This window comes from Micromonospora sp. NPDC048905 (assembly GCF_040649655.1).
Lineage (GTDB): Bacteria > Actinomycetota > Actinomycetes > Mycobacteriales > Micromonosporaceae > Micromonospora.
In genome coordinates this window covers 1,015,004-1,026,968 of record NZ_JBEZFV010000001.1, presented here as the reverse complement: position 1 = coordinate 1,026,968, position 11,965 = coordinate 1,015,004, and the positions used below count along the sequence as shown (strand labels likewise).

11 protein-coding genes are annotated in these 11,965 nt (G+C 73.4%); 4 read left to right on the top strand and 7 right to left on the bottom strand.

Translation table 11 applies throughout. The features are described from left to right. Positions 1-3: 3 nt before the first annotated feature. From AB0C01_RS04810 to AB0C01_RS04780, 7 genes are all read right to left on the bottom strand, one after another. A complete protein-coding gene (locus AB0C01_RS04810; RefSeq protein WP_357570229.1) occupies positions 4-741 on the bottom strand; it encodes a nucleotidyltransferase domain-containing protein in 738 nt (245 codons plus the stop codon). A 92-nt stretch (positions 742-833) separates the two neighbouring features. After that, the gene (locus AB0C01_RS04805) at positions 834-1,334 is read right to left on the bottom strand and encodes a nitroreductase/quinone reductase family protein (RefSeq protein WP_357247277.1); all 501 of its coding nucleotides are present in this window, start codon (positions 1,332-1,334) and stop codon (positions 834-836) included. Between the two features lie 86 nt (positions 1,335-1,420). Beyond that, positions 1,421-4,204: an ABC transporter permease gene (locus tag AB0C01_RS04800; protein ID WP_357247279.1), complete on the bottom strand. Its 2,784-nt coding sequence runs from the start codon at positions 4,202-4,204 to the stop codon at positions 1,421-1,423. Further along, positions 4,201-4,935: an ABC transporter ATP-binding protein gene (locus tag AB0C01_RS04795; protein ID WP_357247282.1), complete on the bottom strand. Its 735-nt coding sequence runs from the start codon at positions 4,933-4,935 to the stop codon at positions 4,201-4,203. Before AB0C01_RS04795 ends, AB0C01_RS04800 begins: the two co-directional genes overlap by 4 nt. Then, positions 4,932-5,534 carry a PadR family transcriptional regulator gene (locus AB0C01_RS04790; RefSeq protein WP_357247285.1) on the bottom strand — a complete coding sequence of 201 codons (603 nt, stop codon included), beginning with the start codon at positions 5,532-5,534 and terminating at the stop codon, positions 4,932-4,934. Before AB0C01_RS04790 ends, AB0C01_RS04795 begins: the two co-directional genes overlap by 4 nt. 52 nt (positions 5,535-5,586) lie before the next feature. Continuing rightward, positions 5,587-6,024 (bottom strand): ferritin-like domain-containing protein, encoded by a 438-nt coding sequence (locus tag AB0C01_RS04785; protein WP_357247288.1) that lies wholly within the window; start codon positions 6,022-6,024, stop codon positions 5,587-5,589. Then, the gene (locus tag AB0C01_RS04780) at positions 6,021-6,533 is read right to left on the bottom strand and encodes a hypothetical protein (RefSeq protein ID WP_357248027.1); all 513 of its coding nucleotides are present in this window, start codon (positions 6,531-6,533) and stop codon (positions 6,021-6,023) included. Before AB0C01_RS04780 ends, AB0C01_RS04785 begins: the two co-directional genes overlap by 4 nt. A gap of 155 nt (positions 6,534-6,688) precedes the next feature. Here AB0C01_RS04780 and rimP point away from each other — a divergent pair, with 155 nt between their 5' ends. The 4 genes from rimP to infB all read left to right on the top strand — a co-directional run bounded on the left by rimP (position 6,689) and on the right by infB (position 11,887). Further along, positions 6,689-7,378: a ribosome maturation factor RimP gene (gene rimP, locus AB0C01_RS04775; RefSeq protein WP_357248030.1), complete on the top strand. Its 690-nt coding sequence runs from the start codon at positions 6,689-6,691 to the stop codon at positions 7,376-7,378. Next, positions 7,375-8,418 (top strand): transcription termination factor NusA, encoded by a 1,044-nt coding sequence (gene nusA / locus AB0C01_RS04770; RefSeq protein ID WP_357247291.1) that lies wholly within the window; start codon positions 7,375-7,377, stop codon positions 8,416-8,418. Before rimP ends, nusA begins: the two co-directional genes overlap by 4 nt. Before the next feature lie 16 nt (positions 8,419-8,434). Next, complete coding sequence (locus tag AB0C01_RS04765; RefSeq protein WP_357247294.1) at positions 8,435-8,767, top strand: YlxR family protein; 333 nt, start codon at positions 8,435-8,437, stop codon at positions 8,765-8,767. A gap of 93 nt (positions 8,768-8,860) precedes the next feature. After that, positions 8,861-11,887, top strand: coding sequence for a translation initiation factor IF-2 (infB, locus tag AB0C01_RS04760; protein WP_357247297.1), 3,027 nt, complete (start codon positions 8,861-8,863; stop codon positions 11,885-11,887). Positions 11,888-11,965 lie beyond the last annotated feature (78 nt).

Sequence of the window (11,965 nt, the reverse complement as noted above, 5' to 3'; positions counted from 1 at the left end):
CGCTCAACCGCTGAGCAGGTCGTCGATCGTGCCGTCGACCGCCCGACCACGGGCGGCCAGGTCCTCGGCCTGTCGACCGAGCACCACACCCACCTCGGTCATGTCCGCGCCGGCCAGCCCGGTCCGCCGTACGGCGTCACCGGGATCCCGGTAGTAGGTGCGGCTCAGCAGGCCCGTCACCGTGGCCGACGCCAGCCGGGCCTCACCGAGCATCAGCAGGGCCTGGTCGGTCTCGTACCACTCGGCGAGCCGGGCGGCCCGGGCGTGCGCCGCGCTGCCCCGATACCAGGCCTGCCGGGCCGCGGTGCTGAACTCCGCCGGCCGGGCGCGCGCCAGCCGGCCGAGATGCTCGTCGCGCAGCTTCCGCAACCAGCCGGTCGGATCGTGTAGCGGCTGGGTGGTGACATACCGGTCGGCGGTCAGCGGCCAGAGCGGGGAGATCACCCGGGCCTGGGCCAGGTAGTCCTCGGCGGCGGCCACGGTCAGATCCACCAGGACCCCGTCCACCCGCCGGGTCGCCGGCCGGGGGCCGGCCCGGGGCCGGTACGTGACCACCAGCAGGCCCGCCTCGCGGTCCCCGCCGCCGTCGTCGTCACCGTGCGCCAGCGGCCCGTGCACCGCGACCGCGAGCACGTCGGCCGGGAAACGCCGGCGGACCGCCTCGCCGACCCGTTCCGCGACCGCCCACCGACTGTCGTCGAGGCCCCGACCGACCTCGGCCCGCTCATCGCCCGCGCTCATCCGACCGCCACGCTGCGCGACCGCGGGGCTCGCCACCCCGGCTCAGTGCTCGCGCTCACGGGACCCGCCTCTGTTCGCGACTGCGCGTCAGCCTAGCCAGCCGACGGAGGACCGGCCGGCGCGCCGCGCCCGGCCGGCACGAGCCGGAAGATGTGGATCTCCCGGCCGCCGGCCCGCCGCACGTACGTGTGGTACGCGGGCCACTCGGTGACCAACAGCTGCCACAGCCGGTCCCGTTCGGCGCCGGACGCCCGCTCGGCCCGCACCGGGATCAACCGGCCCTTCAACCGCACCTCGGCGGCGGGATCGGCGAGCAGGTTCATCGCCCAGCCGGGGTGGTGGGTCTGCCCCCAGTTGGAGCCGATCACCACGTAGGCGTCGCCGTCGGGCACGTAGAGCAGCGGGTTGCTGCGGGGCTTGCCCGAGCGGCGGCCGGTCGTGGTGATCACCAGGGACGGGATCAGGCCGAGCGCGACCACCCGCCCCCGGGTGAGTCGACCGACCACCCGGTCGGCGGGGACCAGCAGACGTGCGGCGGCGCCGAACCAGCGATGGTGACCGACTCGACGGGTGAGGGTTCCGAGCACTGACACGCGGATCAGTGTGCCGGCTGCCGGCCCCCGCCGGCACCCCCCCGTACGCGCCCGGCCCGCCAACCGCGCGGTCACGCCACCGGGCATCAGTCCAACCGGCGTTCGATCGGCAGCCGGGCGCGTGTGAACAGGCCCGCCCCGAGCATCGCCACGATCGGCACCAGGACCAGCACCCCGAGCGCGGGCCACGGCACCACGAACGGGTACGAATCGGGTACCGGCCAGTCGTTGGCGTACTGCCGGTTCGCCGAGAACAGCACGATCGCGGCGGTGCCCAGCCCGGCCACGATGCCGAGCACCGAGCCCAGACCGGCGATCACCCCCGCCTGGCAGATCGCCAGCATCCGGCGTAGCGCCGGTGCCGCGCCGACGGCCGCGAGGGTGGTCAGCTCGGCGCGTCCCTCGGCGGCGGCGAGCGCGGTGGCGATCCCGGCCGCACCCATCGTGATGACGCCGGCCGCCGCCGCGAGCAGCAGCAGCAGCGGGGAGATGTCCTGCGGATCGCGGCCGTACTCCACGGACATCGAGAACGTGCCGAAGGGCCGCAGCGCGCCGGCGAACCGTTCCCGCTGCTGCCGGTCCGGCGGAACGGAGGCGCCGAGCACCCATCCGGCCGGTGACCAGGTCAGGCCGAGCTGCCGGGCCGCGGACGCGGAGAGCAGCAGCCGGGACTGGCCGACCGCCCCGCTCAGCGCGTACCCGGGGAAGTCGGCGGCGGCGCCCGGCCGGTCCGTCCCGGAATCCACCTGGTTCACGCGGACGGTCACCAGGCCGTCGTGCAGGTAACGCGGGTCGGTCACCACCACACCCCCGGCGCGCAGCACGGCGGTGGCGGCGGCTGTCGTCGCCGGGTCCGCACCGGTGAGCAACGGCAGTGCGGTCCCGTCGTCCACGCCCGCCTGCACGTAGCCGCCGTCGTAGCTCAGCGGGCCGATCCGACAACGCCGGTCGGCCCGCGCCTGCCGACGGTCCGCGGCGGAGAGGTTGTCCCCGGGCTGCCAGGGGCAGATCTGCGCGGGCGGAAGCACCGGCGCGACATCGCAGTAACCCGCCGCCGCGGGTGCGCAACTCACCGCGTTGACCGGGGCGATCCGGTCGGCACCCAGCTGGTCCCGGGCCATGTCGGCGAGCTGGGTCGGCGAGGGCTGCCGGACCGACTCGCCCGCGTAGACGAGCACGTGGCCGGTCGGCAGCATCGGCCGGTAGGCGTGCGAGGTGCGGGCGTCGCTGCTGGCCAGGAACCCGCCGAGCGCCACACTGCTGGCGACCGCTGCCATCACGGCGCAGATGGCGGGCGCGGCGGAGGCGCGGTTGCGGCTGGCGTCGCGCAACGCGATACGCGGTGCCAACGGCAGCACCCGGCCGAGCCGGGCGAGCGCGCCGATCAGCGTGGGCGTGCAGCACACCAGGCCCAACTCGCCGAGGATCAGGCCGGTGAGGATCACCACCGTGGAGGTACGGGCCGCCCCGAACGCCGCCAACCCGGCCCCGACGGCCACCAGCGACAGCCCGAAGGCCAACCAGCGGATCCGGGACACCGGGGGAGTGCGTCGCCCGGCGAGGCCGGCGCTGACGTCCTGCCGCGCGGCGGTCCAGGCCGGCGCCAGCGCGGCGAGCACCCCGGCCAGCACCGCGACCCCACCGAGCAGCAGCAGCGCGACCGGCCAGCAGCGGTACCCACCGAAGCGGGCGTCGAAGACGTACTGCTCCATCAGCGGACGACCGGCGAACGCCGCGCCGACGCCGACCAGCAGACCGGTTGCGGCGCCCAGCACACCCAGCACCACGCCGTCGGCCAGCACGACCCGACGGAGCTGGGCGGCATCCCCGCCGGCCACCGCGACGAGCGCCAGATCCCGCCGGCGGCGGCGGACGCCGACCGCGAAGGCCGGCCCGACCAGCAGCACCACCTCCAGCAGCCCGAGGCCCGCGATCAGCACGCTGGTGCCCAGGTCGGTGGTGTCGCCCCGGTCGACGGGGCCGAACCAGGTCCGCTTCCGTTCGTCGGCCGAGTCGGTCGGAGGACGCATGGCGACCAGCACACCCCGGTCGTTGAGTCGGGACACCAGCGCGGCATCGATGGTGCCGGGCACGTCCGCCAGCCAACTGCTCTCCGGTCCGGGATCGGTCCGCGGCACCGCACCGGGATGCAGCGCCACCACCGGACCGAGATCGTCGGGGAACTCGACCACCCCCACCACGGTGTACGCCCTGCTCCCGTCGGCAAGGGCCACGGCGCGGCCAAGGCGCAGGTCCAGACGGCGCAGCGCCGCCGGGCTGACCGCGACCTCACCGGGCTGCTCGGGCGCCCGGCCCGCGCGGAAGCGCACCAGCCCCCGGGCCAACGGGTCGCCGAGGTCCAGCACCCGCCCCTGCACGTCCTCGTCGTGGTGTCGGCCCCGCAGGGTCAGCGGAATGCCGGTGCGCACCTCGGTGACCCGACTGCCCGGCCCGAGCAATGCGCTCACCTGGGCGGAGGTGGCTCGGGCCACGGGTGGCCGCTCGCTGTCCCAGGTGGACCAGCTGTCCCCCCACTCGTCCTGTTGCACCGGGGTGTCCGAGATCCAGCGCAGCTCCGCGTCGGCCACGCCGAGCCGGCGATCCACCTGTTCCCGGGGAGTCAACTCGGCCATGTCGTAGCTGGCGGCCAGGAAGGCCAGCACCGCCACCGGGAGGGCGATCATCGCGAGCACCAGGGCGGTCCGGCGCCGCGCCCGCCGGGACTCCCGCCGAGCGATCCGCAACGCCGCCCGCCACGAGCCGGTCAGCTCGGCGAGGCGACGACGACCGACCCGGACCGGTGGCGCGCCCGGTCCCGACGCGGCGGTGTCGGGTCGGGCAGGTGCCCACCTGGTCCGGCGGACCGTCACCGCTCGCTACCGGACAGCAGCTGTTCGACGCTGCCCAGCGGCGCGGTCGTGTCGACGAGTACGCCGTCGCGGAGGAACACCACCCGATCGGCCCAGCCGGCGTGTCGGGACTCGTGGGTGACGAGCACTCCGGCGGCCCCCGCGTCGATCCGGCGGCGCAGGAGGTGCAGCACCGCCTCGCCGGTCTGCGAGTCCAGGGCACCGGTGGGCTCGTCGGCGAGCACCAGCCGGCGGTCGCCCACCAGCGCGCGGGCGATGGCCACCCGCTGCTGCTGCCCGCCGGAGAGCTGGTCGGGGAAGCGGTCACCCAGTGCGGGCAGGCCCACCTCGGTGAGCGCGGCCATGGCCAGCGCCCGGGCCTGGCGTCCGCCGGCGCCGTCGAGTTCCAGGGGCAGCGCCACGTTCTCCAGCGCGCTCAGGCTGCCCAGCAGGTTGAGCTGCTGGAAGATGTAGCCGATCCGGCGGCGGCGCAGCTGGGCCAGCCCGCGCCGGTCCAGCGCCCCGAGCGGTTGCCCCTCCACCCGGACCTCCCCGCCGGTCGGGCGGTCCAGCCCGCCGGCGAGGGCCAGCAACGTCGACTTGCCGGAGCCGGACGGACCCATCACGGCGACCAGCTCGCCGGGCCGGACGACCAGGCTGACCCCCCGCAGCGCGTGCACCGCAGCCGGTCCGGCGCCGTGGGTGCGGTGGACGGCGCGTAGCTCCAGCACCGCGTCGTCCGACCCGCTCACCGTCGCGCCTCCTCGCCGGCCCACCGGGACGCGTCCCGCGCGTCGGCGTCACCCGGCCGGGGTGGGGGAGGTGCCGCGCCGCTGGGCTGGTGCCGCACCAGACTTGTCTCGCAGTGGTCCAGCCAACGGACCTCGGCCTCGGCCTGGAACACCATCGAGTCCAGCACGAGGCGCCAGGGCAGGTCCTCCGGCCGGTTGCTGACGTACTTCAACCGGGTCAGCTCCTGCAACGCCCGCATCGTCGCGCTCCGCTGGGCCTGTACCACCGAGCGGACATCCACCCCGGGGGTGGTCAGCGCCAGCGCCAGCTTGATCGCCAACTCGTCGCGGGGCCGATCGTTGCGGCTGACCGGGGTGGCGAACCAGAGCGCCAGATCCGCCCGGCCGGCGTCGGTGATCTCGTACGGGCGCTGCCCGGCCTCGCTCTCCGGCAGCGGGCGGACCAGACCATCGCGTTCCAGCCGGGACAGGGTGGTGTAGACCTGCCCGATGTTCAGCGGCCAGGTCGAGCCGGTCGACTCCTCGAACGCGGCGCGCAGCTGGTAGCCGTACATCTGGCCGCGTTCGAGCAGGGCGAGCAACCCGTGACGGATGGACATGGCAACGGAGTATGCATACCTGGTATGCGCTCCGCAACCGGAGGGCAACGGTTCAGGTGGGCCGACCGGGAAACGGGACAGTCAGCGGGGTCGTCCCGGCCGTCTTGCGCCACCGGGTGGCCCGTACCGCGTACTCGACGAGGGCGGCCAGCGCCTGGTCCCGGTCGGCGCCGGTGGTGGACGCCAGAGCCGCTCGCCAGTGCGCGGCCGTGCGCTCCTCCACCTCGGCGGCGAGCCGCAGGGCGCTGGCCCGGTCGGTGACCGGGAACGGCAACGCGTAGCCGGCGCGGTCCGGCGGCACGACGCCACCGGCCGCGCTCAGTTGCACCACGAGCATGTCGCGTCGGCTGCGGTGCGCGGCCTCGGCCTGGTGAGCGGCCTCCCGTGCCGCCCCGGTGAGTCGGACCCCGATCCGCCCGTAGGCGTAGATGGCCGCGTACTCGGCGGACAGGGCGGCGGCGAGCGCCTCCCCGGTGGACGGCTGCCTCACTTCAGTGCCTCCTGGTGGGTGGCGCGGGCGGCGGCGATCGACCCGAGCAGTGCGGCTCGTTCCGCGCTGGCCGCGGCGCAGGCGGCGGTGGCGGACTGCTGGGCGGCCTTCTCCAGGGCGCGCAGCGGGGCGAGCGTGTTCACCAGGTCGACCGCCGGAGCGGCGACCGCGGTGGGCAGGGCGACGCCGATCACCCGGGCCAGCTCGGTGGCGTGCGCGGTGTGCGCCTCGGCGATCGGGCCGAGCCGGTCGGCCAGGTCGGGATGCGCGGCCACGTGGTTCTGGTACGCCGCGGCGAGCCCGAGTGCCTCGTCCACCATCGGCCGCAGCGGGTCCGGTGGTGGCGCCGGCTCGTCGTCACGGTCGAAAAGATCACAGCCGGTCAGCGGCACCGCGGCACCGCCGAGCGCCAGCAGTGCCCCGGCACGCAGGAGCTTTCGCCGGGAATGTCTGGATGCCTGGTCGCGCTGTGTCGTTCTGCCGGTCCCCACCCGGCAAGTCAACACCATCCCCACCGGTCCGGGGACCACCGACGTCGGTGCGCCGCCCGGCCCGCCGCCGGGCAGGCGCGTTACGCTCTGCGCAGCCACCGGCGCGTCCGCTCCGGTGGTGCGCCGGCATGTCGGGACGACCGATCACCGTCGACCAGGGAGAGGGTGCGGAGATGACGCAGCGTGGCCGTGCCACCAGGTCGACGGGGCGACCCCGCGATGCCGTGGGTCCCCGTGGTGGTGATCTCGCGGCGCGACGCACACGGTTGCGGGCCGTGATCGAGCCCGTGGTCAACGACGCCGGCTACGACCTGGAGGACCTGTCGATCTCCCGGGCCGGTCGCCGGCACGTGGTGCGGGTGATGGTCGACGCCGACGGCGGGATCGACCTGGACGCGGTCGCGGTCGTCTCCCGCGCGGTCTCGGCCGCGCTGGACGCCGCCGAGGAGACCGGTGGCGACATCGTCGCCGGGGAATACCAGCTCGAGGTCAGCTCGCCGGGCGTCGACCGGCCACTCACCCTGCCCCGCCACTGGCGGCGCAACGTGGGCCGGCTGGTCAAGGTCACCGCCCGGGGCGCGGCCGCGTTGCCCGGCCAGCGCGGCGAGCAGCCGACCGGAGACCGTCAGCTGACCGGCCGGGTGGTCGCGGCCGACGACGAGGGCGTGCAGCTGGAGACCGGGGAGGGCCGAACGTCCTGGGCGTACGCCCAGCTCGGCCCCGGCCGCGTGCAGGTCGAGTTCACCCGGCTCGCCGAACTCGGCGAGGTGGACGAGGAGTTCGACGACGCGGACGACTCCGACGACATTGACGATTCAGACGACATCGACGACGAAGATGATGTGGAGGACGAGGAGAGGTGAACATCGACCTCGCGGCGCTGCGCGCACTCGAGCGCGAGCGGGAGATCCCGTTCGACACGATTCTCGCGGCGATCGAGACCGCGTTGCTGACCGCCTACCGGCACACCGATGGCGCCGAGCCGCACGCCCGGGTGGAGATCGACCGTAGGTCGGGCGCCGCCCTGGTGTACGCGCAGGAGATGGACGCCGACGGCAGCCTGGTGCGGGAGTGGGACGACACCCCGCACGACTTCGGCCGGATCGCCGCCATGACCGCCAAGCAGGTGATTCTCCAGCGCCTGCGGGAGGCCACCGACGAGGTGCACTTCGGCGAGTACGTGGGCCGCGAGGGCGACCTGGTCACCGGCGTGGTGCAGGCCCACGAGACGCGTACCGAGAAGGGCATCGTCAGCGTCGACCTCGGCAAACTGGAGGGCGTGCTGCCGCAGTCCGAGCAGGTCCCCGGCGAGCGGTACGCCCACGGTGAGCGGGTCCGCTGCGTCGTGGTGCACGTCGCCAAGGGCATGCGCGGGCCGCAGATCACCCTGTCCCGGTCGCACCCGGCGCTTGTCAAGAAGCTGTTCGCGCTGGAGGTGCCGGAGATCGCCGACGGCACGGTGGAGATCGGGGCGATCGCGCGTGAGGCAGGTCACCGTACGAAGATCGCCGTCCGCTCCACCACCCCCGGGGTGAACGCCAAGGGCGCCTGCATCGGCCCGATGGGCCAGCGGGTACGCGCCGTGATGAGCGAACTGCACGGCGAAAAGATCGACATCATCGACTGGTCGGATGACCCGGCCACCTTCGTCGGTAACGCGTTGTCGCCCGCCAAGGCGCTTCGGGTCGAGGTGGTCGACCTGGCCGGTCGGGCCGCCCGGGTGACGGTCCCCGACTTCCAGCTCTCCCTCGCGATCGGCCGGGAGGGGCAGAATGCCCGACTCGCGGCCCGATTGACCGGTTGGCGGATCGACATTCGGTCCGATGCGGAGCAGACCGCTCCCGCCGCGCGTGCGGCAGCTGATCACGTGCGGGAGCCGGGCGGAGCGATCTCGGGCAGCTAGGGGTAGACTTCTTCCAGTGGTACGACGCGCAACGCCGGAACGCACCTGTGTGGGTTGCCGGCAACGTGCGCCGGCCAGCGAATTGCTGCGGATCATCGCGGTTCGGGACGAGGCTGGTCTCAGTCTCCGACCTGATCCACGCCGCAGGCTGCCGGGTCGGGGAGCGAACATGCACCCGGATCCGGCCTGCTTCGCGCTGGCGGTGCGTCGCCGCGCCTTCGGGCGTGCGCTGCGCATCACCGAGGTCCTTGACCACGGTGTGCTGGCGGAGCACGTCGATGCGCCAACCACTACGTCCGGTCAGCCCGACCGGGCGAGGGTCGCTAGCAGGGTAGGACGACCGACATGAGCACACGATGAAGTCCCTGAAATGACCAGGCTTCAAGTGCACGAGTGAGGTCGCTGCGGGTGCTGCCCGCACGACCTCGGAGTGAGGAGTGCAGTGGCAGGCAAGGCCCGCGTACACGAGCTTGCAAAAGAGCTCGGGGTCGAGAGTAAGACCGTTCTCGCCAAGCTGAAGGAAATGGGCGAGTTCGTGAAGTCCGCGTCCAGCACCGTCGAGGCGCCCGTCGCCCGACGGCTGCGCAACGCATTCGTCGCGTCCACCGGTGCTCCGGCACCGGCCGCCGCCCCGTCGGCGCCCGCGTCGACGCCGGCTTCCAACCCGACCCCGACGCTGTCCCCGACCCCGGGCGCGCCGCGGGTCTCGGCCAAGCCGATGCCGCCTCGGCGGCCGGCCGCGCCGGCACCCGGCCCGAAGCCGAAGGGTCCGGTGCCTGGTGCGCCGCAGCCCGCGGCTCCGGTCGCCAAGCCGGCGAGTGCCCACGACATCGAGGTGGCGGCCGCCGAGGCGCGTGCCGCCGCGCTGAAGGCTGAGCAGGAGGCCGCGGTCAAGGCCGCACAGGCCGCCCGCCAGCAGCAGCGGGACAACCCCGTCCGCCGGGAGCCTCCGGCCGACGGCGGCAACCGTCCCGGTCCTCGGCCGGGTCCCGCCGCGATGCCGCCCCGTCCGGGTTCGCCGGCTGCTCGTCCGAGCACGCCGGCTCCGGGTCCGGGTGCGCGTCCCGGTGGTCGCCCACCGGCGCGCGGCGCCGGTAACAACCCGTTCGGCATCCAGGGTGGCCAGCAGCAGCGGCCCCCGGCCGCCGGTGCGGGTGGTCCCCGGCCCAACAGCCCGGCGGGCATGCCGCCGCGGCCGAGCCCGAACTCCATGCCTCCGCGGCCCAGCCCGGCTTCCATGCCGAGCCAGCGTCCGGCTGCCGGTCGTCCCGGTCCTGGTGGCGCTGGTCGCCCCGGTGGCGGTGGCGCCGGTCGTCCCGGTGGTGGTGGCGGCGGTGGCTTCCGTGGCGGTCCCGGCGGTGGCGCCGGCGGCGGTGGCGGTTACCGCGGTGGCCCTGGTGGCGGCGCGGGTGCCGGCGGTGGCGGTGGCTACCGTGGCGGTCCCGGCGGCGGTGGCGGTGCTCCCGGTGGCGGTTTCCGTCCGGGTGCTCCCTCCGGTGGCGGCGGTCGTCCGGGTGCGGGTGGTCGTGGCCGTGGCGGCGGCGCCGCGGGTGCCTTCGGGCGTCCGGGTGGCCGGCCGACGCGCGGTCGCAAGTCCAAGAAGCAGCGCAGACAGGAGTTCGACAACCTGTCGGCTCCGACCATGAGCTCGGGTGCTCCCCGGGGTCAGGGTCAGATCGTGCGGCTCTCCCGTGGCGCCTCGCTGTCGGACTTCGCCGACAAGATCAACGCCAACCCGGGTTCGCTGGTCCAGGAGATGTTCAACCTGGGCGAGATGGTCACCGCGACCCAGTCCTGCTCTGACGACACCCTGCAGCTGCTGGGTGAGCACCTGGGCTTCGACATCCAGATCGTCAGCCCGGAGGACGAGGACCGCGAGCTGCTCGCGCAGTTCAACATCGACCTCGACGCGGAGGTGGCCGAGGAGCGTCTGGTCAGCCGTGCGCCGGTGGTGACCGTCATGGGTCACGTCGACCACGGTAAGACCAAGCTGCTCGACGCCATCCGTAAGGCGAACGTCGTGGCCGGTGAGGCGGGTGGCATCACCCAGCACATCGGTGCGTACCAGGTGCACGTTCCGCACGATGGTGTGGACCGCGCGGTGACCTTCATCGACACCCCGGGTCACGAGGCGTTCACCGCCATGCGTGCTCGTGGTGCCCAGGTGACGGACATCGTGATCCTGGTCGTCGCGGCCGACGACGGCGTGATGCCGCAGACCATCGAGGCGTTGAACCACGCCAAGGCGGCCGACGTGCCGATCGTGGTCGCGGTCAACAAGGTCGACAAGCCGGAGGCCAACCCGGACAAGGTCCGCCAGCAGCTGACCGAGTACGGCCTGGTCGCCGAGGAGTACGGCGGCGAGACCATGTTCGTCAACGTGGCCGCCAAGCCGGGCATCGGCATCGAGGAGTTGCTCGAGGCTGTCCTGCTGACCGCCGACGCGTCGCTGGAGCTGACCGCTCCGATCGACGGGCCGGCGCAGGGTGTGGCCATCGAGGCGCACCTGGACAAGGGCCGCGGTGCGGTGGCGACGGTGCTCGTGCAGAAGGGCACCCTGCGGGCCGGCGACTCGATCGTCGCCGGTGGGGCCCACGGCCGGGTCCGGGCCATGCTCGACGAGAACGGCAACCAGCTCTCCGAGGCTGGGCCGGCGCGTCCGGTCATGGTTCTGGGTCTGACCGCACCGCCCGGTGCGGGTGACACGTTCCTCGCCGCGGCGGACGACCGCACGGTGCGGCAGATCGCCGAGCAGCGGCAGGCACGGCGGCGGGCGGCGGCATTCGCCAACTCCCGTGGTCGGGCCACTCTTGAGACGCTCATGGAGCAGCTCAAGGAGGGCGAGAAGACGTCGCTCAACCTCATCCTCAAGGGTGATGTCTCCGGTTCGGTGGAGGCCCTGGAGGACGCGCTGTTCAACCTCGACATTCCCGAGGAGGTCCAGCTCAAGGTCCTCGACCGGGGCGTCGGCGCGATCACCGAGAGCAACGTCATGCTCGCGAGTGCCTCGTCCGAGCCGGTCACGATCATCGGCTTCAACGTGCGGGCCTCGAACAAGGTCCGTGAGATGGCCGACCGCGAGGGCGTGGAGATCCGGTACTACACCGTCATCTACCAGGCCATCGAGGAGATCGAGGCAGCGCTCAAGGGCCTGCTCAAGCCGGAGTACGAGGAGGCCGAGCTGGGCAGCGCGGAGATCCGCGACGTCTTCCGCTCGTCCAAGATCGGCAACATCTCCGGTTGCATCGTCCGGTCGGGCGTCATCCGACGCAACGCGAAGGCTCGCCTGCTTCGGGACGGGACGGTCGTGGCGGACAACCTCACGATCACCTCGCTCAAGCGGTTCAAGGACGACGCCACCGAGGTTCGCGAGGGCTTCGAGTGCGGTCTGACCCTGGGTGGTTACAACAACGTCCAGGTCGGCGACGTCATCGAGACCTTCGAGATGCGGGAGAAGGTTCGCGCCTGATCCGGCAGTGACACGCTGATCAAGGGGTTTACGCCGAACGGCGTAAACCCCTTGATCATGCGGGGTGGGTTGGCGGTA

Coding starts and splice junctions, on each gene's coding strand:
- AB0C01_RS04780 (WP_357248027.1), bottom strand. CDS start 6,533: ATGGTGTTGACTTGCCGGGTGGGGACCGGCAGAACGACACAGCGCGAC.
- AB0C01_RS04810 (WP_357570229.1), bottom strand. CDS start 741: ATGAGCGCGGGCGATGAGCGGGCCGAGGTCGGTCGGGGCCTCGACGAC.
- rimP (WP_357248030.1), top strand. CDS start 6,689: ATGACGCAGCGTGGCCGTGCCACCAGGTCGACGGGGCGACCCCGCGAT.
- AB0C01_RS04790 (WP_357247285.1), bottom strand. CDS start 5,534: ATGTCCATCCGTCACGGGTTGCTCGCCCTGCTCGAACGCGGCCAGATG.